The organism is sulfur-oxidizing endosymbiont of Gigantopelta aegis, assembly GCF_016097415.1.
Lineage (GTDB): Bacteria > Pseudomonadota > Gammaproteobacteria > GRL18 > GRL18 > GRL18.
In genome coordinates this window covers 3,142,733-3,164,074 of the sequence record NZ_JAEHGE010000001.1, presented here as the reverse complement: position 1 = coordinate 3,164,074, position 21,342 = coordinate 3,142,733, and the positions used below count along the sequence as shown (strand labels likewise).

Sequence of the window (21,342 nt, the reverse complement as noted above, 5' to 3'; positions counted from 1 at the left end):
AATATTAGCAAGTGTTAATATTAAAAAAAGAGGCGTTTTTTTTGCCCAATTACTTCAATGTAAGTAATAGCATGTGTAGCCTCAGGGTTACCCCCAGGTTATTCTCGGGGCTTATTTGTTCTGGCTAAAGCAAAGTGACCGTAGGGTGGGCACGCTTTTTTTTGTGCCCACGCTGAAAGTGTGCATAATAAGCGCTTGAGTCAGCGTGGGCAGATAAAGCCATGCCCACCCTACGATTTTGTACATAAAGAACCCTATTGACGGATGGGCACTAGTTAAAGCAAAGGCTCTAAAGTCTGCCACATCTGTGCGCTGATTTTTTCCTGCGCTCGTTCATTAGGATGTAGGCCATCGGCTTGCATCAGCTCTGGCTTCAGGGCAATGTTTTCCAGCAAGAAGGGCAGTAAGGGCAAATCATATTGCTCAGCTAGATCATGATAAATCTGGCGAAAAGTATCCGTATAGCGTTTGCCATAATTGGGGGGAATGATAATCTCCATGAGATAGACTTTTACCTTGGCTTGCAAGCTACTTTCGATCAGTGCTTGCAGATTTTTTCGGATCAGTTTAGGAGGTAAACCGCGTAGGCCATCATTGGCGCCCAACTCAATTAAAACCATGTTGGGATTATAAGTTTTCAACGCCCGAGGCAGACGGTTTAAACCATTGGCGGTGGTGTCACCACTGATGCTGGCATTGACCAAATGAATTTTTTTGCCCTTTTGTTGCAGCGTGGTTTGTAATAAATCAGTCCAGTTTTTTCCTTGTGTAATACCATAGCCAGCGCTTAAACTATCACCCAAAATTAATAATGTTTTTTGCGGAGCCGTTTCGGCTGCGCTGACATTGCTGTAAGTAAGCGTTATGATGCAACCAATCAGAAAAAAAGTGGTCTGAAATAAGGCTGATAAATGTAATTGTTTCATTTTAAGTTTTTCAACATCCATAATAACAGCAGTTATAGAACTATTGTATTGCTGCTATCCTCCAAGAGGTTGTATTTTGTTAGTAGTGAACAGTTTAGCAAAGCATATCATAACACCCAATGCCCGACTCGATATATTAAGTAATATAAATTTTCATATTCAAGCCGGTGAATCCATGGCCATTACCGGCGCTTCGGGTTCAGGGAAGTCAACCTTATTATCCTTGCTTGCGGGGTTGGATACTCCCAGTTCAGGCCAGGTATCAATTGCTGGACAAGCCTTGAATACACTGGATGAAGAAGGCCGTGCATTATTGAGACAAAATAAAATCGGTTTCGTATTTCAGTCTTTTCATTTGATTTCAGCCTTAAACGCACTGGACAATGTGATGTTGCCCCTAGAACTAAAAGGTGTAAAAAATCCTCAAGAGCAAGCCTTACAATTACTACAACGAGTGGGTTTGTCTGAGCGCTGTGAACATAAACCGTTGCAATTATCCGGTGGTGAACAACAACGGGTTGCTATCGCCAGAGCCTTTGCGGGACAACCAGAAATTCTTTTTGCTGATGAACCAACGGGTAATTTAGATCAGGACAGTGGTGAAAAAATCATTGAATTACTCTTTCAACTCAATCAGGAACAAGGCACAACACTGGTTTTAGTTACCCACGATCAATCATTGGCTAAAGCCTGCCAACGCCATTTTCAATTGGATCATGGTCAGCTATTAGAAATCAACCAGTAGATACGACTTAAATTGATGACACAAACCTTACAATTATCCTGGAAGTTTTTCCTGCGTGAATTTCGACACGGTGAATTGACCTTGCTATTATTGGCTTTAATTATCGCTACAGGTAGTTTGACCAGTGTCGGCTTCTTGATTAAGCGGGTCGATGTATCGATGAGCAGTCATGCGAACCAATTAAATGGGGCGCAATTGATCTTGAAATCATCACGCGCTGTCCCGCCCCAATGGCTGGAAAAAGCTGCAAGCCTAAAAATAGCACAGGCACAAATGCAGGTTTTTCCCAGTATGCTGGTGGTAAATGATGAGTTTAAACTGGCACAGATCAAAGCCGTATCCGCTAATTTTCCCTTGCAAGGGGAACTGAAAGTTCAGTTACTGGATGAGGCTAATCATAAAATTCGTTCCGTGGTGAGCAAAGCGCCACCGCCGGGTGAAATTTGGCTAGATAAACGTCTGGCAGTGCAATTTAATTTATCCTCATCTTTACAACAAAAAGCAGCACAAAAACTTGAACTGGGTGAGTCTGAATTTCACTCGACGGCTATTTTAGAGCGTGTGCCAGGCCAGTCAAAATCATTTATCAGTATTGCCCCGACGGCGATGATTAACCTCTCCGATCTCGCCGAAACAGGCACTGTTCAGGCAGGCAGTCGCGTCGATTATCTGTATTTTTTCTCTACGCTCGATGGTAGCAGTGAAGCTTTAGATCAGTATCAACAATGGCTGCAAAGCAAGCTACAAACAGGACAGACCCTGAAAACGGGTGTAGAAGATCTGAAGTCAGTCAATGCGAGCTTGAACAAAGCGGGTGACTTTTTATCGCTGGCGGCAATTTTAACGGTATTATTATCTGCCATAGCAATTGCTATCAATAGTCATCGCTATGGTCAGCAGCAATATAAAAGCAGTGCGATTATGCTTTGCTTAGGTTGCAGTGAAAAACGTATTATCTGCATAGAGCTGGCCAAGTTATTTATTTTAGGGCTGATAGGCAGTCTCATTGGCATTGTTCTGGGTTATGTTGCTTACCTTGGCATGCTGTCCGTTATCGATGATTTTTTACAGATTGACTCGGTCACTGAGTCCAGTCAGGCGCTTGCATTTTATCTGCTACCGGCCTGGGTGGGACTCTGCTGTGGTCTGTTTTTACTCTTGACACTTTCAATGGCCAATCTTTCCCGCTTACGTAGCATTTCACCTATGGGACTATTGAGAAAAGATTTTCTGGTGGATAAACAGCAAAATAAATTCTTTTATTTACTCAGTCTTGTGGGCTTAATTCTGCTCTCAATTTGGTATACCGGCAATGTAAAAATTACGCTGAATTTTTATCTGGCTTTTATGCTCAGTAGCATCATTTTATATTTTATAGCCCAATTAATCCTGTCAGGCATTTTATATTTTGGCCGTCACTTACAATTAATCAATCGTCTGACACTGCTTAATTTACAGCGTCATAAGCAGGGTGTATTATTACAGATCACGACTTTTAGCCTGATATTTTCATTGCTTATCGTTATTTTTTTAGTACGTACAGAATTGTTACAAAATTGGCAACAGCAATTTCCAGAACAAACGCCTAATCATTTTGTGATCAATTTACAAACGAATGAAAGACCAGAATTTGAAGCTTATCTACAACAACATGACATTATCACTCAGGGGATTTATCCTATGGTGAGAGGGCGTTTAAGTCGTTTGAATGACATCCCAATCAATGATGCAGTGTCGGAAAAATCACGTGAGCATAATGCCTTGCATCGAGAGCTTAATTTAAGTTTTATGCCTGACTTGACAAGCAAATCGTTCAAGGATAAAGCTGAGATTTCAATCGAAAAAGGTCTGGCCAAAGCACTGAATATACAAATAGGCGATAGGCTGGGGTTTAACGTCGGTTCAAGACAGATTGCCGGACAAGTCACAGAACTTCGCACAGTGAATTGGGATTCATTTCAGCCTAATTTTTATGTGATTTTTTCACCGGGTTTGATTGAGCAATATCCCATGACCTGGATCTCTAGTTTTTATTTATCCACCGAGGATAAAATTAAGTTAAACCAACTAATGCAAGCATTTCCCGGCATTACGATTATTGAAGTAGATGAATTGCTCAAAGAAATACAGCTCATTATTGAACGCGTGTCCGATGCGATTGAACTTATTTTTATCTTCATTATCATTGCGGGTGCGTTGATCCTGAGCTCATCACTCACATCAACTTTAGCAACAAGGATGTATGAAAATGCTGTGATTCGCACCCTGGGTGCCAGTGCCAAACAACTTAGACGTTACTTGTTGGTGGAGTTTATTGTTGTTGCCTTGCTCAGTGCTTTTATTGCTATTTTACTCTCCGAAGTGGCGGCTTATGTTTTGTATCAACGTATCTTTGATATTGCCTTTTCATTGCATCCTGAAATATGGCTTGGTATCAGTTTGATTTCATTACTACTGGTGTGCGGCTTGGGAATGTTCGTCGTCAATAAACTCTTTACCCAGCCTGCCGATGCTCTGCTTAAGCAGTTTAGTGATTAACATGACCTTGGAATCAACGGCTAAACCATGCGCTGCCGGGCCAAACATCTTTGGGCAAAGAGTACATTGTTCCAGTTTTTGCTGTAAGGCTTGTATTTGTTGTAAATTTTTCATGTTGATTCAACTGATTATTTTAGGATAATATGTCGTCAATGGGTTTTTTTGTGATAGTGGTCAAAATTGGTTATAATAGCTTCACCTTATTCTTTTTATGACGCTATTTCGTCATTATTTTTAAAGTGAAAAGGTATACCCGTGACTCTTGGAAGTGCAAGGATTTTTAATCGCAAAGGACATTAATCAACTCATATTTAATAATAAGAATATAATATGAATATGCAGACACAAAATAGAAAAAATGATCGTAAAAAACCGGAACGTCGTCTTGAAGACAGACGTCAGGCTGGTTTAGACTTCGGCAGCTCCGAATGGATAGCCTATGTCAAAGAAAACTATGTGGCATGGCCAAAAAATGATCGCCGTGAATCACTGCGGCGTACTGGTGAAAGGCGACAAGTCTTTCAAAACGCCAAAAGCCTTAACCAGAGCAAAAACAGCAAAGATGATTATAGCAGTGAGTTACTGACCAAAGAAGAACGTTTATTTTTTGATCAACTTTTTGTTGATAACTCTGACTAAATTTAGCTTTCCTCTTTCTCTACCCCCTTCTCATAAAAAATGCAGGAGTAGGGTGGGCACGTTTTTTGTGCCCACGCTGAAAGCGCGAAGAACCCTATTCACGATGAACCCTAACAGGCCACCTGTACCGGCATACATTCAGCCTCAATGTCAGCCACAGGATGCTTCATCGTAACCAATTCCTCACTACTGGTCGGGTGAATGGCCATCGTAGCATCAAAATCGGCCTTGGTTGCACCCATGGTGATTGCTACCGCAAAGCCCTGTAACATTTCATCCACACCATCACCAATCAGGTGAATACCCACGACTTTTTCATCACTGCCAACGCAGACAAGTTTCATTGCAGTGGTGCTCTTGTTGTCTGACAAGGCATAGCGCATTGGCGTAAAACTGGACTGATAAATGCTCACATCATCAGCAAATGCCTGTCGTGCTTTGCACTCAGTCATACCCATGGTGGCAATCGGTGGATGACTGAAAACCACACTGGGAATTTTATCATAATCCACTTTGGCATCATGTTGCTCATTGAATAAGCGAGCTGCTAATTTACGACCCGCATCCACTGCCACAGGTGTCAGTGCCGGACGACCAGTAATATCACCGATGGCATAAATACCGTTAATATTGGTGTTTTCATAGGCATCAACGGGAATCATTCCATTGGCTTGTACTTCAACGTCTGCCACTGACAGATTCAAGGTGCGGGTATTCGGCGCACGACCAATTGCCCAAATGACCACATCAAAGGTTTTGCTCTCATCGCCATTGATGATTTCAATGCCCTGATCGGTTTTCCGCAAGGCAGAAATATTGGCCTGCATATTCAAATCAACGCCCTGACGAGTCATTTCTTGCATCAAAACTTTACCTATCATGGGATCAAAATGTTCCAATAAACGCGCTTCACGGGCGTAAAGGCTGACATCAGACTCTAGAGTATTCATCACACCACTCAACTCTACGCCGATAAAGCCGCCGCCAATTAAGGCAATACGCTTGGGGTGCTGCTCAAGTTTAAAGAAGTCATCGGATGTCATGCCTAATTCTACACCGGGAATCGGTGGCACCATAGGCTGACCTCCCGTGGCAATGACAACGTGTTCAGCACTATAAATTTCACCATTAACCTCAACTCGATGTTGACCTTCTATGGACTCCAGCATGTGGCCATAGCCATTGATATGCTCTATGCCACTTTCATCAACATAATTATCCCAATAGCTGACGATATCGTTCACATATTGGTTCCGTCCCTGAACTAATTTTGACCAGTCCACACCCTCATGCTTGACCTGAATACCAAAGCCCTGAGCATCGTGATTAGCATGGCTAAGATGGGCCGCATACCACATGACTTTTTTCGGCACACAGCCTTGATTGACACAAGTACCACCCATAAAAGAGGCTTCAACAATGGCGACACGCTTGCCAAGTTGTGCCGCTGTTTCTGCGACGGCTAAACCGCCACTCCCACCACCAATAGTAATTAAATCAAATTGTTTTACGTTTATCTGCTTTATCATGGCTGTCTCCACTCGTTGGTATAAAAATGTTTGCTTGTTTTTAAGATGAAGCTAGTATCTATGAATTGAACTAATTGTTGAAATCGTTTATTTCTACTATACTAATAGCTATTATCTATTTATTTTTGATTTTTATTATAAATACGCTTCGCACCGTAGGATGTGGTGAGGAACGAACCGCATCAAAGATGCCTATTTGATGCGGTTCGTTCCTCACCACATCCTACCAATGAAGAATAAATGGGCTTATTTGCTCTGTTTAGAGGAGGTAATACACGATGAATTTACGGGAATTAGAATATTTAGTGGCTGTCGATGAAGAGCAGCACTTCAATCGTGCTGCAGAGCGTTGCTTTGTCAGCCAGCCAACCCTGAGCGGGCAGTTGAAAAAACTCGAAGAAGAACTGGGCGTGTTATTGATTGAACGTAGCACCCGTCATGTTGCTATGACTGATGTGGGGACTGCCGTGGCGCAACAGGCACGGCATATCTTAAAAGAGGTCAAAGCGATAAAGGAAATTACTCAAAGTTTTTCCGATCCCATGGCAGGTGAACTGAACCTAGGGCTAATCCCAACCTTGGCGCCTTATTTATTGCCGGAAATTATAAGCCCGTTAAAAACCAACTTCCCTCATTTGACCCTATGGCTGCATGAATATCAGACATCTATTTTGTTGGAAAAACTCAAAAATGCTGAGCTGGATTTATTAATACTTGCCTTGCCAGTTAATACCGATGAATTTGCTGAAATCGACCTGTTTTCGGAGGCTTTTTGGTTGGCGGCACCCAATAATGAACACCTCAGTAAAAAGAAAGACATCCAACTCATGGATTTGAATCAACAGGAAATGTTTTTGCTCGAAGAAGGGCATTGTCTGCGCGGGCAGGCGCTGGATGTTTGTTTTAGTGCCGGAGCTAGGGAAAATAATGCTTTTCGAGCCACTAGCTTAGAAACTTTACGCCACATGGTGAGTGAAGGTATCGGTATGACCTTGTTGCCAGCGTTAGCCGTGCCAAAAAAACGTAGTGCCGATGATTCGATTCAGTATATTCCTTTTAGTGAGCCTAAGCCCAGTCGTCGTATTGGCATGTTACATCGCAAAGGAAGCTATCGAGAAGCCAGCTATCAACAGATAGCTCAGGTGATTAAAAATCTTGACCTATCACAACGAAAATAATCTATACTGTGATAAAGTTAAACTTATTAAGAAAGATTTGCGCGGAGTGAATGATGAGACAATACGAAACTTATACCTGTAAACATTGTGGCAATGTTGTTGAAGTACAAACGGTGGGCGGTGGCACATTGACCTGCTGTGGCGAAGCGATGGCAATGTCAACAGAGGACTTGACCCTAGTCAACTTGATGAAAGCCTTTGCCGGTGAATCCATGGCCAGAAATAAGTATGAGTACTTCGCTAAAGTGGCACAAAAAGAAGGCTTCCGGGACATTGCCGAGCATTTTCAGCGTGCTGCCAATAATGAGAAAACACATGCTAAGCTAGAATTGGCTTTGCATAATCGTATGAGCAGTGGTGATGCGAATAATTTTGATAATAGCTTTGCTAAGACCAATGAAAACTTACAAATGGCGATTGCCGGTGAAAGCTATGAAAACCTGACCATGTATCCGGATTTTGCCGCCGTGGCCAAGGCTGAAGGACATGCTGAAGCAGAACGCCTATTTACCGGCATTGGGAAAATTGAAGTAGAGCATGAGAATATGTATAAAATGCTCCTTGAACGCCTTGAAGCGGGTGCTGAATTTGTCAGTGATGATGAGAATGAAGCTTGGATTTGTGAAGTCTGCGGGCATATTCATTATGGTAAAAAAGCCCTGAAAGTGTGTCCAGTGTGTTACCACCCTCAAGAATATCAATCACGCTTTAATGCACAAAAATAGTGCAAGCCAAAACAGTTAAAACCTAGTGTGGGCATGGCTTTATCTGCCCACGCTGAAAGTATGAATATAAAATTCTGGGACAGGGTAGGCGTTAATAGCGGTTTATAATTAAATGTGCTTATTTGTTACCGGTGGCAACATTCGATAATTTATTTAAAGCACCGGTCATTTTCTTCACAATCTCTGGACGATCATTGATACCATGGCGATCAGCCATGTATTGAGGATCGTTATACGTTAGCCAAACCTGGCCTTTCGCATCCTTCCAAGCCAGTGCTTTCATCGGCAAATCAATACCGGCAGTTTGACTACTGGTAAAAAAGTGACTGCCTAATTTAGGATTGCCAAAAATCAATAATTCTGTGTCACGCAGAGGAATTCCCACTTTCTTTGCACCATCAGAATGACTCCAACGAGTGACAATCGTAATTCCTTTCTTTGTTAGTACTTCTTCAAGACGATCAAGTGTCACCTTGACCGAATATTGACTTTTCTTGCTGATCATCCCTTTATCATCAGCCTGTGCAATGGGTGTTAATGCCAGTATTAGAGCAAGCAGTATAAGCAGTTTTTTTATTATTTTCATTAGTGATCCTTATTAAATTTTTTAAATCCATCAACGAGTAGCCATCATGTCATATATTCGGGAGCTTTAAAAGTGACATTAGTTACAAAACAAGTAAGGGATTGTGTGTTTATTTGGGGACAGATCAAACAAGCCAATTTATCCTACATTGGTAGGATGTGGTGAGGAACGAACCGCATCAAGGACGTACATTTAAACCATTGATGCGTAAACGTCAATTAAAACCCACGTTCACAATAAGCTTCAGTTAGCTCAAACTATGATCTTCAATTCGTAATTTGGAGATACAAATGAGCAACCATTCAAAAGATGCTTCGATGAAGCAACACATAGAGGCCTGCCAAGCCAGTAACTTAAGCCAGGCAGTTTATTGTCAACAACATAAGATACCCTCTCATATTTTTAGCTATTATCGAAAGAAGTTGGGTTATGTTAGCTCATCAAAACAGGTCAACACCAACAATCAACTCATTCCCATTAATTTACTGGCCAATTCCCCCACAAGCAATGCAATTAAAGTAAGCCATACCAATGGTTTCAGTTTGGAAATCAATTCTGATACGAACCTGAATCAGCTCAAGTCCATTCTGGATTTGCTCAGGACTGTTTCATGATAACGGGCATCACAGTCAATCAGGTTTATCTGGTTTCTGGTGTTACCGATATGAGAAAAGCAACCAATGGGCTATCACTGATTGTCTCAGAGCAATTGGAACACAATCCCTTTGATGGCAGTGTCTTTGTTTTTGTAATCGTCAGCGAGATAAACTTAAAATACTGTACTGGGAGCGTAATGGTTTCTGGCTTTACTATCGTACACTTGAAAAAGGGAAATTCCAGTGGCCGATGGAAAAAGAACAACCCACTCTTTCGTTAACACTGAGAGAATTACAGTGGTTACTGGATGGTTTATCTTGCACACAACACCATGCTCACCCTGAAATTCATGGTCTGGAAAACAACTAAAAAAGTCCCTTTAGATGCGCATTAAACAGAATAAATACAAGCATTTAACGCTCATTTTTAGTATAATATAACGCATGAGTTCAACAGACAAAATACTACCAGAAGAGATACCAACGCTCAAAAACAGGGTGCTTGAACTCCAGTCAAAAGTGGACTGGTATGAGGAACAATTTCGTCTATTGCAACACAAACGGTTTGGTACTTCCAGTGAAAAAGAAGCCCACCCCGACTTCTTTAATGAGGCAGAAACGTTCGCCGAAGAAGCACCGGAAGTCCGTGAAACCATTACTTATGAGCGTAAAAAGCCCGGTAAGCCTTTACCTAAAGACCTACCTCGTAAAGTTGTTCGTCATGAGTTATCTGAAGCAGAACAAGTCTGTGACTGCGGTCATCACTTGCATGAAATTGGTGAAGAGACCTCAGAGCAACTGGAAATTGTTCCTGCTCAGGTATATGTTGTAGAACATGTTCAGGTTAAATATGCCTGTCGTGCTTGTGAGGAAGGCGTTAAAACTGCTCCTAAGCCTGCACAGCCCATTCCTAGAAGTTTTGCATCACCCAGCCTGCTGGCCTATATTGTTTCTAAATTCCTAGACAGCTTGCCTCTCTATCGACAGGAAGCGATATTTAAACGCTATAAGATAACACTTTCCAGAGCCAGTATGTCCAACTGGGTGCTTAAATCAGCTGAATTACTCAAACCCTTTTATAATCGGTTGTTGTATTATCTCATTAGGCAGAAAATCATCCAGGCCGATGAAACAACGATGCGAGTGATCCATGATGGACGTGAGAATTGCCCTAAATCTTATATGTGGCTCTATCAAAGTGGCGGCTATCATTCCAAGTGTCCCATTGTTTTGTATGAGTATCAGCCTACTCGTGCAGGCCAACATGCCAAAACCTTTTTAACGGGGTTTTCAGGTTACCTGCAAACGGATGGCTTTCCCGGTTATCATATACATGCTCGTCGCAAGTTCCATGATGCCTTAAAAGCATTACCCAAGAACAGTCAGAAAAGCCTGGCATGGTACAAATGGCGATCAGTAAAATTGCTAAATTGTATGCGATTGAAAACAAATCAAACCGCTCAATGCTGAACAACGTTACCTGATCCGTCAGGAAAAAAGCAAACCACTACTGGATGACTTTAAAAAGTGGTGTGATGATAAAGTGACTAAAACAACAAAAGACAGTAAGTTGGGTGTCGCTATTCGTTATGTGATCAATCAATGGAAGTATCTGACTGTCTATCTTGAAGAGGGCAACCTCCAGATTGATAATAATATGGCAGAGCGGCGGATCAAACCCTTTGTGATTGGGCGCAAAAACTGGGTCATGAACCAAAATCCTCGTGGTGCTGAGGCCAGTGCTATTTTATATTCAATCGTGCAAACAGCGAAAGCAAACAACCTAGAGCCCTTTGCCTTTTTAACACACATTCTGACTGAGTTACCTAAGCTGGGCAGGCATTATGATGATGAGGCTTTAGAGCAATTGTTGCCATGGAATTTGACTGAAAAAATTCAGCCTTTAAATAAAGTGGAATGATACGTCAACGTGGGAAGTTTTGACGTATACATTGATGCGGTTCGTTGCACTCACCACATCCTACACCTGAAGTGTAAACAAGGTTTGATCTGTGCCTTATTCGATAAAAGTACAGTAAATAAACTATAGGTCATAACCGTACAAATATCAATAAATATGACTTGCTATTAATTGACAACATTAACGTATTATTTTGACATCATAAAGCTCAAAAATAGGATCGGTAGTGATAATAATCATGTCACTGGTTTGCGCCTGAGTGATTAGAAAGCGATCGAAGGGATCGGCATGATGGTCGGGTAAGTTCTCGATGCGTAGCGAGTTTTCCAAGGAAAAAGGGAGTACTTTCAGCTTATCTTTATTGATGCGATCAGGAATATAGCGAAAAGGTAAGGCGGGTAACTTAATTTTTTTTAGTTTGTGTTTGATCATGATTTCCCATGCACTCACAGTCGAAAAATAAATGTCATTCTCGCCATCTTCAATAATGCTATATTGCTCATCACTGAGTTTGTCTGGACTAATATTCCAATAAAGCCAGCATTGCGTGTCTAAAAGGTATTGTTTATCCATGTGATCTTCCTTCTTAGACAAAATATTTCTGCAGTTCATCGGGCAATGCTGCATCAAAATCATCGGCTACCCAAGCAGAATCTTTATCCTGACCAGGGGTTCGCTTATGATTGATTTTTTTAATCGGTACGACTTTAGCAAAATCTTGGCCGGAACGGGTGATAATGATTTCTTGACCATTGGCAATTTGGGTCATTAGTCGGGAAAAATTGATTTTAGCTTCATGAGAATTGACTATGATCATAATTTAACCATCCTTGTTTAATTATTAAGCAAAAAGTATAGCATTGTGAAAAGTTAAAATAAATGCTAATCACACTATTTATAAAGCAATTCATTAATGGGGGTTCAATGGCAGCCCCCCCCCCAAAAAAAAAATGACAAGTTAGCCTTAAAACTGTTTATTCCTCACTCCAGAAATGCTGTTTCACATGAGTCTCAAGTATCTTGGCCATCTCCTCAACATCAATATTACCCTTGCTTGTTTTGAAGCTGTAACGCCCTGTAAACAAAGTGTGTGTCCAGACAATGGGTGATATCCGGGTGAACTCATCAATAATATTTCCAGTCGTTTTAGCCCAAGTATCACTAAGCTCTTGAAGTGCTTCATCAAGATGTTGATCGCAATAGGACACGCTGTCATTACAATATAACCTGCTACGGTCTATTTCATGATGGATTTTTTGGTAAACAAAAAACTCAAATAAATACGGGTCAATATGAATATCAGTAGGCTTTCGCTTCAAGTATTTAGTCATGCTTTTGGGGATCGTAAGCCCAAGATCATCGCAGATTTTTAAGTCAGGATAATCCTAAAAAAATCAGTTGAACCTACTGCGACCGCCTTATGCACTGAATCTTAAGGATTTTCCAGAACATTTTGACTTCACCCGTAGGGTGACTACGAATAAAGCCAAAATAACCTGTAAAACCCTTAATCTTCAGCACCTAAGTCGCTCTCGCTACGATTCAACTGATTATTTTAGGATATAGGCATTCATGATAAACTGAATGTCATTGCTGACATCATCGTAACTGCGGTATCAAAAAAACTTGCACCGCCTGAAGAACCAGAACCTCCACCATCACCAATGATGACATCACCTGAACCCGCAATAATGACACCACCGCAACTGATAGCATCACCCAGTCTGGTAGCAGGAACACCATTAATAAAAACGGTACTGGAACCTGATGCAATAGTACGGCCATGAGGTGAACAATTACCGCATCCATGGGGTGCAAGGGGATCACCTACACGAGCGGCTTTAGGTATACTGACTCCTGTCTTGTCTTGTATTGAATTCCATTTAAAGCTCAGTTTTTATTGCTCCATGCAATATGACTGAATGCTTCTATTCTATTGCTTAGTTCCAAAATATGCAAAGCACAATAAGTTACACCGTAACATAATTAAAAAACATCTCGATCTTCCAGGTGGTTCAGTGGAACCATTCGTTTATGCAATACACCAAAGACAATCAGCTCTTGCTCATGCAGCACATAATAAATAACATGGCTCACATAGGGAAAACTCAGTACACCCACTCCAATATCTGTCCTTGACTTACCCATAGAGGGTGTTTCGGCCAATAAACATAAGATTTGTCGAAGTTCTGATAGGTATTTGTTTGATTGTGTATTGTCCCATTGCTGTATGGTAAAACGACGTATTTCTATGAGATCTGATTCGGCATCAGGTATTAAACGAAAGTGAGTCACTAATCAAATTGACCTTTTTCTAAAGCATCAAAAAAAACATCTCCATTGGTGAGGTTGCCTGCTTCAATATCCACTTTGGCCTGAGCTGCTCTTGATTGTAAATACCGAAGTTTGAGTGCTTCAATATTTTCGTATTCATCCATCGACATGACAACAACAACGGGTTTTCCATTTTTGTTGATCTGCACCGGTGCACGCTGTGCTTTTAACAATAGATCGCCAAATTGTGTTTTGGCTTCATTGGCAGAAAGAGCATCCATTTTTGTATCCTCACCATATCGTTCGATTCGCTCATTGTAATCGAATCATGCCAATCAAGTCAAAACGACTATCATAAGTGCTCAATCAAAACCTTTTAAGAGATATGATAGAAAATGCCAAGAATTGGGTACGCCCGAGTCAGTTCCACGGGCCGACTTATGTTTAATATGTTCGCCTCAATTGCTGAGTTTGAAAATGATCTACGCACCGAACGACAGGCTGAAGGAATTGCTAAAGCTCATGAGAATGGTGTTAAGTTTGGCAGGCCTGTGAAATTAACTGAAACCAAAAAACACGAAATTTACTCAAGGCGACTCTCAGGAACCACTATTGGTCAATTGGCAAAAGAATTTAGCTTAGGAGAAGCAACAATCTACCGAGCGTTGAATGCAGTTAAACAGTTCAGTTCACCACCGCAAATAAAAACCACAAAAATAATACTCTGGTTATGCGTTGAAAATAACAGCAAGTTTGTTCGGGGGAAAAAAGGTAAGTCACGAAGGCATATTGAAGACTACTGCCTCTCAAACTATAACGCAAAAAAATTAGATAAAAAGGGTTGGGAGTATGAGCTTACGTTTGAATTTGAGGATGATGAGGATTTAGATAATCAAATTTATGAGCTTTCTCAGACTGCCAGGGAGCTGAAATGATCAGTAAATATTGACTTATGGAACCCGTCGTCTTAAAAGAAAACTGGCTGAAAAAGGCGTTCATATAAGCCGCCGGAGAATTGGTCGATTAATGAAAAAGCCGGTTTGTTTTGTAAACGAAGAGACGCTTTAAAGCGACGACTAATTCCAAGCATAATAAGCGTATATCTCCAAATTTACTGGAAAGAGAGTTTACTGTCTCTCAACCTGATCGCTACTATGTGGGTGATATTACCTATATTGCCACCAAGGAAGGCTGGTTATATTTAGCGGTTGTCATTGACTTATTCTCTAGGCAAATTGTTGGCTGGTCGATGGATGAGCGAATGAAAGCCAAGCTAGTCAATGATGCTTTACTGATGGCCATATGGAAGCGTAAACCAATGGATGGATTGCTTTGGCATACTGACCGAGGTAGCCAATATGCCTCTGATAGTCATAGAAAAATATTGTCGGATCATAACATAATTCAGTCTATGAGCCGCAAAGGAAATTGCTGGGACAATGCTGTAATCTGTTTAAAGTTAACATGAGAAACTAAAATGATAGAAATACAAAATGATCTTGAAACAGCCAAAAAATTTAGAAAACTGTTGTGAGCAATGCAGTTTTTCAGAAGTTGGAACTGATCGTTCTTGGTGAGAACTCTAAGCTTGTCATTTTTTTTTGGGGGGCTTCCATTGGCCCCCTAATGGGGATATTTGTTATGAGTCTTATCCTCATATTCCACATGTCCACGGGCTACCCGATTAAAGAAGCTATTTTGTCGATAACATGTTTCATAAAAAACTTGTTAGCCATGAATTTTATGAGTATAGTTAAAGAATCATGGATAAAAATAGGTTTCTAGAAGATAAAATCAACCAATTGCTGGTATTCTTTCCCGTTGTCACAATTATTGGTGCGCGCCAAAGTGGTAAATCAACCCTGGCAAAAAAAATGAGGCCGGATTGGAAATACTATGATCTGGAACAGCCTGATGATTACCAACTTATTACCAGTGATCCGCTTGCTTTTTTTTCTATGAATGAAGAACACATCATCATTGATGAAGCTCAGCAATACCCTGAACTTTTTAAAGTATTACGCGGGGTTATAGACTCCAATAGAAAGCGAAAAGGGCGCTTTATAATTACCGGTTCAAGTTCACCAGAAATTGTTAAAGGGTAAGCGCTTAACGAACAGCGTTCTTTACCTTTTCCAATTCTGATTTAAAAAATTCCAGGGAAGCAATGCTTCCAGCTTTTCAACCGTATCCGCATAAGGTAATTGGGTTAATACATAGACCATATACGCATATGGCTCAATATCATTGGCCTTAGCGGTTTCAATAAAACTATAATGAACTGCACTGGCATGTGCACCCTTTGGCGTATCTGAAAATAACCAGGCCTTTCTACCCACGCAGAATGGACGGATAGCATTTTCTGCCAGCACATTACTGATATTCAACCGACCATCTTCACAATAAACAGTCAGCTTAGGCCATTGATTATCAATATAGGTGAGTGCTTTTCCTGTCAAGCTGTCGTTCGGCACTTTGCCCAGGGTGTTATCGACCCATGTTCTTATTTTCTCAAGAAGCGGCAGGCTCTGTTTCTGACGAACCTTAAATTTTCATTAACACTGGCTTCTTTTTATCTCACGCTCAATTAAATACAGCTTATTGATATGGGCCAGTGCCACATCGGCTTTTGTAGGCTTTTTGCTCTTTTTCTTTGGTTGTGCCGTCTGAGAATCTTTTGAATTTACGGCGAGTGTGATCCCAGCAGCCGACCGATGTGGCATTATTTTGTGCACACACGGCAAATGGATGTTTTGGCATGACCGCAGCTTTCATTGAACGACTGTCTGTGTCATTGGTGCCTGCAAAGACGGCTTTTTCCTGGAAGTATTCCAGTATTTGGACTTTAGCTGGAATGATATCCAGCTCTTCTCTGACTTTAGTGTAAAAACCTCAATGGCACTGGCTTTTTCTTCATCTGTCAGATCGATGAAGACAGGGACTCTTGAATAGTCTTTGAGAAAGGCTTCCTGCCTGTTTTTTCTTTCTTCTTAGGCGAAGTGGTTTTAGGTTCAGGGAGCCCTCATCGTCAGCCGCCTGCTCAGCTTCATCAAATAAGCGTTTCCTGACAATAGGATGCCTGGCTGATACTGTTTTCATTCCATTGATTAACGTGGTCTTGCCAAAATTGTTTTGAGTTGGCTTGGGTTTCTGGTTTCATTGATGTGCCTCATAATTAATCGATGGATTGATTATGAGGCAGGGGAGATATTTTTGAATAACGCTAGATGGTTAAGCGCTTACTTTCGATCTGAAAAGTATTCCCAGCCTTATCATTCGCCTTAATATCAACGATACTCAATTTATCGCTTAGAAACTCTTTTTCACTATAGGGGTTGAGAATGGTTAAACCAATGATGGGGGCATCGAGATCATCTTTGCAGGTGGCATTCAAAAAATTGAGTAATAAATTAATATGTTTATTAGAACCGAGAATCGCCTTAAAAAACACAATCAATCGTTGGGTCAATAGCATGTTTCATAAATATCCTTATTTGATAAAAGTACGGCAAACAAACTATAAAATATAATTGTACAAATATCAACTGGAAAGCTATTATTGTTTATAGCCGAGGTTAAATATTGAACTTAGCATCCAACTCCCTTAATATAAGTGCATGAAAGAAAAATACATCAATCCTTTTACTGATTTTGGTTTTAAAAACTCTTTGGTACCGAGTTCAATAAACCGCTGCTCATCGACTTTCTCAATGAAGTAATAGGCTCAGAAACAGGCCAAATTGTCGCACTACAATACCTATCAACCGAACAGTTCCCTCATTGTAATGACGATCGCAAAGCAATTTTCGATATTTACTGTGAAAACGAACAGGGCGAAAAATTCATAGTTGAAATGCAAAAAGCCAAACAAAACTACTTTAAAGACCGCAGTGTTTACTATTCCACCTTTCCCATCCAGCAACAAGCCGAAAAAGGTAATTGGAACTTCAAACTTAAAGCCGTTTATACCATCGGCATACTGGACTTTATTTTTGCAGAAGACAAAATGGATAATGATGTTTTTCATCATGAAGTTAAAATGGTTGATACCAAAACAGGCAAAAGTCTTTTTGACAAACTGACCTACATTTATCTGGAAATGCCCAAATTTAAGAAAACCGAGGCAGAACTGGAAAACCACTTTGAAAAATGGCTCTATATCCTAAAAAATCTGGAAAATTTTACTTCCAGACCTCAAAAACTTCAAGAAAAAAAATATTTAATCAATTGTTTGAGCAAGCAGAGATTGCTCAATTTAATCCACTAGAAAGTCAGCAATATGAAGAAAGCCTGAAACATTATCGTGATTCAAAGAATGTTATTGATACAGCTTATGATGATGGTAAAGAAGAAGGCAGAGAAGAGGGTAGGGAGGAAGGAAGAGAAGAGGGTAGGGAAGAAGGAAGAGAAGAGGGTAGGGAAGAAGGAATTGCCTTAGGGTAGAAAAAAAGAAAAGCAAATCGTTCTAAACATGCATCAGGCTGGGGCTGAACTCCATTTTATAGCCGAGGTGACTGGTCTGACTTGTGACGAAGTCAAAGTACTAATTAAAACCTTAAAAGAGCAGTAGCCGAATAAGCGCCAGATGGTTTTTATCGCCAAGACTGAGGTTAAATATTGAACTTAGCATCCAACTCCCTTAATATAAGTGCATGAAAGACAAATACATCAATCCTTTTACTGACTTTGGTTTTAAAAAAACTCTTTGGTACCGAGTTCAATAAGTCGCTGCTCATCGACTTTCTCAATGAAGTAATAGGCTCAGAAACAGGCCAAATTGTCGCACTGCAATACCTATCAACCGAACAGTTCCTCATTGTGATGATGACCGTAAAGCGATTTTCGATATTTACTGTGAAAATGAACGGGGCGAAAAATTCATAGTTGAAATGCAAAAAGCCAAACAAAACTACTTTAAAGACCGCAGCGTTTACTATTCCACCTTTCCTATCCATTTACTGACTTTGGATTTGAAAGAAAAATAAAAACTCTTTGGTACCGAGTTCAACAAACCGCTGCTCATCGACTTTCTCAATGAAGTAATAGGCTCAGAAACAGGCCCAATTATCGCACTGCAATACCTATCAACCGAACAACTCCCTCATTGCAATGACGATCGCAAAGCGATTTTCGATATTTACTGCGAAAACGAACAGGGCGAAAAATTCATAGTCGAATGCAAAAAGCCAAACAAAACTACTTTAAAGACCGCAGTGTTTACTATTCCACCTTTCCTATCCAGCAACAAGCCGAAAAAGGTAATTGAACTTCAAACTTAAAGCCGTTTATACCATCGGCATACTGGACTTTATTTTTGCCGAAGACAAAATGGATAATGATGTTTTTCATCATGAAGTTAAAATGGTTGATACTAAAACAGGCAAAGTCTTTTTTGACAAACTAACCTACATTTATCTGGAAATGCCCAAATTTAAGAAAACTGAGGCAGAACTGGAAACCCACTTTGAAAAATGGCTCTATATTCTAAAAAATCTGGAAAATTTTACTTCCAGACCTCAAAAACTTCAGGAAAAAATATTTAACCAATTGTTTGAGCAAGCAGAAATCGCTCAATTCAACCCACTAGAAAATCAGCAATATGAAGAAAGCCTGAAGCATTATCGTGATTCAAAGAATGTTATTGATACAGCTTATGATGATGGTAAAGAAGAAGGCAGAGAAGAGGGTAGGGAGGAAGGAAGAGAAGAGGGTAGGGAAGAAGGGATTGCCTTAGGGTAGAAAAAATCGTGCTAAAAATGCATCAAACGGGAGCTGACATCAACTTCATTGCTGAGGTAAGCGGGCTGACCCATGACGAAATCAAAGCATTAATTAAATCAGTAGCCGAATAAGCGCCAGATGGTTTTTATCGCCAAGACTGAGGTTAAATATTGAACTTAGCATCCAACTCCCTTAATATAAGTGCATGAAAGACAAATACATCAATCCTTTTACTGACTTTGGTTTTAAAAAACTCTTTGGTACCGAGTTCAATAAGCCGCTGCTCATCGACTTTCTCAATGAAGTTATAGGCTCAGAAACAGGCCAAATTGTCGCACTGCAATACCTATCAACCGAACAGTTCCCTCATTGTGATGATGACCGTAAAGCGATTTTCGATATTTACTGTGAAAATGAACGGGGCGAAAAATTCATAGTTGAAATGCAAAAAGCCAAACAAAACTACTTTAAAGACCGCAGCGTTTACTATTCCACCTTTCCTATCCAGCAACAAGCCGAAAAGGGCAATTGAACTTCAAACTTAAAGCCGTTTATACCATCGGCATACTGGACTTTATTTTTGCAGAAGACAAAATGGATAACGATGTTTTTCATCATGAAGTTAAAATGGTTGACACCAAAACAGGTAAAGTTTTCTTTGACAAACTGACCTACATTTATCTGGAAATGCCCAAATTTAAGAAAACCGAGGCAGAACTGGAAACCCACTTTGAAAAATGGCTCTATATTCTAAAAAATCTGGAAAATTTTACTTCCAGACCTCAAAAGCTTCAGGAAAAATATTTAACCAATTGTTTGAGCAAGCAGAAATCGCTCAATTCAACCCACTAGAAAATCAGCAATATGAAGAAAGCCTGAAGCATTATCGTGATTCAAAGAATGTTATTGATACAGCTTATGATGACGGTAAAGAAGAAGGCAGAGAAGAAGGCAGAGAAGAAGGCAGAGAAGAAGGCAGAGAAGAAGGCAGAGAAGAAGGAATTGCATTAGGGTTAGAACAAACCGTGCTAAAAATGCATCAAGCTGGAGCTGACATCAATTTCATTGCTGAGGTAAGCGGACTGACCCATGACGAAATCAAAGCCTTAATAAAACATTAAAATAGCTTATTTACGTTTGTGCTATAATTTTATAAAAACGTGGATACTGACAAGGGTAATTTGAAAATGTATAAGCTACAGCCCGATGATTTACCACATTATAGCTATGATGACTATATTTTGTGGGAAGGTCGATGGGAAATTATCAGTGGCTTGCCCTATGCCATGTCGCCAGCACCTAGCATAAAACACCAACAGATCAGCAGTCGAATAGCGCAGATATTAGAAGAACAATTGTCCAATTGCGAACAATGTTTTGCGTTATTGCCAGTCGATTGGAAAATTACCGATGATACTGTTGTGCAGCCTGACAATATGGTTATTTGCCATCAACCGATAACGAGCAATACCTTAGTAAAGCGCCAGACATTATTTTTGAAGTGCTCTCAAAATCTACTGCGCATAAAGACCGCACCACCAAGTTCCATTTGTACGAAGCCGAAGGTGTAAAGTTTTACATCCTTGTTGACCAATATGAGAATACCGCTATAGTTTATAAGCTGGACAAAGGAAAATACATAAAGCTAAATGAAGTCAATAGTGAAACCGTGACTTTTGAGCTGGATAATTGCATTTTTGACTTTGAATTCAAAAAATATGGTTTTAAACACGTTCTCTATCGACCGGACAAAGTAGTTGACGTCAAATACATCCCCTCCCCTTATCCGTAAGCGCTTAACGAACAGCGTTCTTTACCTTTTCCAATTCTGCTTTTTTAAAATTCCAGGGAAGCAATGCTTCCAGCTTTTCAACCGTATCCGCATAAGGTAATTGGGTTAATACATAGACCATATACGTATATGGCTCAATATCATTGGCCTTAGGAAGCGGCAGGCTCTGTTT

The 21,342-nt window shown here is 40.4% G+C and carries 27 protein-coding genes and 9 pseudogenes; 21 read left to right on the top strand and 15 right to left on the bottom strand.

The window, feature by feature from the left end; all coding sequences use genetic code 11:
* Positions 1–275: 275 nt before the first annotated feature.
* Complete coding sequence (locus JEU79_RS16145; RefSeq protein WP_246540337.1) at positions 276–947, bottom strand: arylesterase; 672 nt, start codon at positions 945–947, stop codon at positions 276–278.
* A 55-nt stretch (positions 948–1,002) separates the two neighbouring features.
* Between JEU79_RS16145 and JEU79_RS16140 the strand changes: the two genes are divergently transcribed.
* From JEU79_RS16140 to JEU79_RS16130, 3 genes are all read left to right on the top strand, one after another.
* Complete coding sequence (locus JEU79_RS16140) at positions 1,003–1,671, top strand: ABC transporter ATP-binding protein (RefSeq protein ID WP_425511151.1); 669 nt, start codon at positions 1,003–1,005, stop codon at positions 1,669–1,671.
* A 15-nt stretch (positions 1,672–1,686) separates the two neighbouring features.
* Positions 1,687–4,209: an ABC transporter permease gene (locus JEU79_RS16135; protein WP_246540600.1), complete on the top strand. Its 2,523-nt coding sequence runs from the start codon at positions 1,687–1,689 to the stop codon at positions 4,207–4,209.
* Positions 4,210–4,539: 330 nt separating this feature from the next.
* Positions 4,540–4,848 carry a hypothetical protein gene (locus tag JEU79_RS16130; RefSeq protein ID WP_198264923.1) on the top strand — a complete coding sequence of 103 codons (309 nt, stop codon included), beginning with the start codon at positions 4,540–4,542 and terminating at the stop codon, positions 4,846–4,848.
* Between the two features lie 110 nt (positions 4,849–4,958).
* Here JEU79_RS16130 and gorA read toward each other — a convergent pair whose 3' ends face one another.
* Positions 4,959–6,377 carry a glutathione-disulfide reductase gene (gene gorA / locus JEU79_RS16125; protein ID WP_198264922.1) on the bottom strand — a complete coding sequence of 473 codons (1,419 nt, stop codon included), beginning with the start codon at positions 6,375–6,377 and terminating at the stop codon, positions 4,959–4,961.
* Between the two features lie 278 nt (positions 6,378–6,655).
* On the opposite strand from gorA, the gene oxyR reads away from it, so the two are divergent.
* A complete protein-coding gene (oxyR, locus tag JEU79_RS16120; protein ID WP_198264921.1) occupies positions 6,656–7,555 on the top strand; it encodes a DNA-binding transcriptional regulator OxyR in 900 nt (299 codons plus the stop codon).
* A gap of 53 nt (positions 7,556–7,608) precedes the next feature.
* A complete protein-coding gene (locus JEU79_RS16115; RefSeq protein WP_198264920.1) occupies positions 7,609–8,280 on the top strand; it encodes a ferritin family protein in 672 nt (223 codons plus the stop codon).
* 118 nt (positions 8,281–8,398) lie between these two features.
* Here JEU79_RS16115 and JEU79_RS16110 read toward each other — a convergent pair whose 3' ends face one another.
* Complete coding sequence (locus JEU79_RS16110) at positions 8,399–8,857, bottom strand: DUF302 domain-containing protein (protein ID WP_198266043.1); 459 nt, start codon at positions 8,855–8,857, stop codon at positions 8,399–8,401.
* A 299-nt stretch (positions 8,858–9,156) separates the two neighbouring features.
* Here JEU79_RS16110 and tnpA (JEU79_RS16105) point away from each other — a divergent pair, with 299 nt between their 5' ends.
* The 3 genes and pseudogenes from tnpA (JEU79_RS16105) to tnpC all read left to right on the top strand — a co-directional run bounded on the left by tnpA (JEU79_RS16105) (position 9,157) and on the right by tnpC (position 11,383).
* On the top strand, positions 9,157–9,480 hold the full coding sequence (gene tnpA / locus JEU79_RS16105; protein ID WP_198262602.1) for an IS66 family insertion sequence element accessory protein TnpA: 324 nt from the start codon (positions 9,157–9,159) through the stop codon (positions 9,478–9,480).
* A pseudogene (gene tnpB, locus JEU79_RS28750) lies at positions 9,477–9,832 on the top strand (IS66 family insertion sequence element accessory protein TnpB). The gene tnpA (JEU79_RS16105) and the pseudogene tnpB overlap by 4 nt, the downstream one beginning before the upstream one ends.
* 74 nt (positions 9,833–9,906) lie before the next feature.
* Positions 9,907–11,383, top strand: a pseudogene (gene tnpC, locus JEU79_RS16095) (IS66 family transposase).
* Positions 11,384–11,563: 180 nt separating this feature from the next.
* On the opposite strand, the gene JEU79_RS16090 reads toward tnpC, so the two are convergent.
* From JEU79_RS16090 to JEU79_RS16065, 6 genes are all read right to left on the bottom strand, one after another.
* A complete protein-coding gene (locus JEU79_RS16090) occupies positions 11,564–11,956 on the bottom strand; it encodes a type II toxin-antitoxin system VapC family toxin (protein ID WP_198264919.1) in 393 nt (130 codons plus the stop codon).
* Between the two features lie 13 nt (positions 11,957–11,969).
* Entirely contained in the window at positions 11,970–12,200 is a 231-nt protein-coding gene (locus tag JEU79_RS16085; protein ID WP_198264918.1) for a type II toxin-antitoxin system Phd/YefM family antitoxin, read from the bottom strand.
* 157 nt (positions 12,201–12,357) lie between these two features.
* Positions 12,358–12,702, bottom strand: coding sequence for a transposase (locus JEU79_RS16080; protein WP_214660602.1), 345 nt, complete (start codon positions 12,700–12,702; stop codon positions 12,358–12,360).
* A 251-nt stretch (positions 12,703–12,953) separates the two neighbouring features.
* The gene (locus JEU79_RS16075) at positions 12,954–13,232 is read right to left on the bottom strand and encodes a PAAR domain-containing protein (RefSeq protein WP_246540599.1); all 279 of its coding nucleotides are present in this window, start codon (positions 13,230–13,232) and stop codon (positions 12,954–12,956) included.
* Between the two features lie 137 nt (positions 13,233–13,369).
* Entirely contained in the window at positions 13,370–13,678 is a 309-nt protein-coding gene (locus JEU79_RS16070) for a type II toxin-antitoxin system RelE/ParE family toxin (RefSeq protein ID WP_198264916.1), read from the bottom strand.
* Positions 13,678–13,938 (bottom strand): type II toxin-antitoxin system Phd/YefM family antitoxin, encoded by a 261-nt coding sequence (locus JEU79_RS16065; RefSeq protein ID WP_198264915.1) that lies wholly within the window; start codon positions 13,936–13,938, stop codon positions 13,678–13,680. Before JEU79_RS16065 ends, JEU79_RS16070 begins: the two co-directional genes overlap by 1 nt.
* Positions 13,939–14,079: 141 nt before the next feature.
* On the opposite strand from JEU79_RS16065, the pseudogene JEU79_RS16060 reads away from it, so the two are divergent.
* From JEU79_RS16060 to JEU79_RS16050, 3 genes and pseudogenes are all read left to right on the top strand, one after another.
* Positions 14,080–14,337, top strand: a pseudogene (locus tag JEU79_RS16060) (helix-turn-helix domain-containing protein); the annotation flags it as partial.
* Positions 14,338–14,605: 268 nt separating this feature from the next.
* Positions 14,606–15,101 (top strand): annotated as a pseudogene (locus JEU79_RS16055) (IS3 family transposase); the annotation flags it as partial.
* A gap of 319 nt (positions 15,102–15,420) precedes the next feature.
* The gene (locus tag JEU79_RS16050; protein ID WP_198264914.1) at positions 15,421–15,762 is read left to right on the top strand and encodes an AAA family ATPase; all 342 of its coding nucleotides are present in this window, start codon (positions 15,421–15,423) and stop codon (positions 15,760–15,762) included.
* A gap of 21 nt (positions 15,763–15,783) precedes the next feature.
* On the opposite strand, the gene JEU79_RS27565 is transcribed toward JEU79_RS16050, so the two are convergent.
* The 3 genes and pseudogenes from JEU79_RS27565 to JEU79_RS16040 form a co-directional block, all read right to left on the bottom strand.
* Positions 15,784–15,924: a transposase domain-containing protein gene (locus JEU79_RS27565; protein WP_281401073.1), complete on the bottom strand. Its 141-nt coding sequence runs from the start codon at positions 15,922–15,924 to the stop codon at positions 15,784–15,786.
* A 36-nt stretch (positions 15,925–15,960) separates the two neighbouring features.
* Positions 15,961–16,194, bottom strand: a pseudogene (locus JEU79_RS27560) (IS66 family transposase); the annotation flags it as partial.
* 61 nt (positions 16,195–16,255) lie between these two features.
* A complete protein-coding gene (locus JEU79_RS16040) occupies positions 16,256–16,417 on the bottom strand; it encodes a transposase (RefSeq protein ID WP_214660601.1) in 162 nt (53 codons plus the stop codon).
* On the opposite strand from JEU79_RS16040, the gene JEU79_RS27555 reads away from it, so the two are divergent.
* Positions 16,416–16,544 (top strand): hypothetical protein, encoded by a 129-nt coding sequence (locus JEU79_RS27555; RefSeq protein ID WP_281400858.1) that lies wholly within the window; start codon positions 16,416–16,418, stop codon positions 16,542–16,544. The genes JEU79_RS16040 and JEU79_RS27555 overlap by 2 nt on opposite strands.
* A 162-nt stretch (positions 16,545–16,706) precedes the next feature.
* Here the strand turns inward: JEU79_RS27555 and tnpA (JEU79_RS28745) are convergent, their stop codons facing one another.
* Both tnpA (JEU79_RS28745) and JEU79_RS16035 read right to left on the bottom strand, forming a co-directional pair.
* A complete protein-coding gene (gene tnpA / locus JEU79_RS28745) occupies positions 16,707–16,817 on the bottom strand; it encodes an IS66 family insertion sequence element accessory protein TnpA (protein WP_425511150.1) in 111 nt (36 codons plus the stop codon).
* Positions 16,818–16,880: 63 nt separating this feature from the next.
* Positions 16,881–17,132 (bottom strand): PD-(D/E)XK nuclease family transposase, encoded by a 252-nt coding sequence (locus JEU79_RS16035; RefSeq protein WP_198264911.1) that lies wholly within the window; start codon positions 17,130–17,132, stop codon positions 16,881–16,883.
* A 216-nt stretch (positions 17,133–17,348) separates the two neighbouring features.
* On the opposite strand from JEU79_RS16035, the gene JEU79_RS26640 reads away from it, so the two are divergent.
* From JEU79_RS26640 to JEU79_RS16010, 9 genes and pseudogenes are all read left to right on the top strand, one after another.
* Positions 17,349–17,924: an Rpn family recombination-promoting nuclease/putative transposase gene (locus JEU79_RS26640; RefSeq protein WP_343075014.1), complete on the top strand. Its 576-nt coding sequence runs from the start codon at positions 17,349–17,351 to the stop codon at positions 17,922–17,924.
* Entirely contained in the window at positions 17,885–18,100 is a 216-nt protein-coding gene (locus tag JEU79_RS26635) for an Rpn family recombination-promoting nuclease/putative transposase (RefSeq protein WP_246540336.1), read from the top strand. The genes JEU79_RS26640 and JEU79_RS26635 overlap by 40 nt, the downstream gene beginning before the upstream one ends.
* A gap of 209 nt (positions 18,101–18,309) precedes the next feature.
* Positions 18,310–18,410 (top strand): annotated as a pseudogene (locus tag JEU79_RS28740) (PD-(D/E)XK nuclease family transposase); the annotation flags it as partial.
* Positions 18,386–18,642, top strand: a pseudogene (locus JEU79_RS16025) (PD-(D/E)XK nuclease family transposase). The pseudogenes JEU79_RS28740 and JEU79_RS16025, both read left to right, overlap by 25 nt.
* A gap of 30 nt (positions 18,643–18,672) precedes the next feature.
* Complete coding sequence (locus JEU79_RS27550) at positions 18,673–18,936, top strand: PD-(D/E)XK nuclease family transposase (RefSeq protein WP_343075013.1); 264 nt, start codon at positions 18,673–18,675, stop codon at positions 18,934–18,936.
* A gap of 49 nt (positions 18,937–18,985) precedes the next feature.
* On the top strand, positions 18,986–19,396 hold the full coding sequence (locus JEU79_RS27545; protein WP_281400933.1) for a PD-(D/E)XK nuclease family transposase: 411 nt from the start codon (positions 18,986–18,988) through the stop codon (positions 19,394–19,396).
* Positions 19,397–19,583: 187 nt separating this feature from the next.
* Positions 19,584–20,499, top strand: a pseudogene (locus tag JEU79_RS28735) (Rpn family recombination-promoting nuclease/putative transposase).
* Positions 20,500–20,565: 66 nt separating this feature from the next.
* Positions 20,566–20,772 (top strand): annotated as a pseudogene (locus JEU79_RS28070) (Uma2 family endonuclease); the annotation flags it as partial.
* Between the two features lie 50 nt (positions 20,773–20,822).
* The gene (locus tag JEU79_RS16010) at positions 20,823–21,170 is read left to right on the top strand and encodes a Uma2 family endonuclease (RefSeq protein ID WP_281400932.1); all 348 of its coding nucleotides are present in this window, start codon (positions 20,823–20,825) and stop codon (positions 21,168–21,170) included.
* 4 nt (positions 21,171–21,174) lie between these two features.
* Here JEU79_RS16010 and JEU79_RS16005 read toward each other — a convergent pair whose 3' ends face one another.
* Entirely contained in the window at positions 21,175–21,309 is a 135-nt protein-coding gene (locus tag JEU79_RS16005) for a transposase domain-containing protein (RefSeq protein WP_425511183.1), read from the bottom strand.
* Between the last annotated feature and the right edge of the window lie 33 nt (positions 21,310–21,342).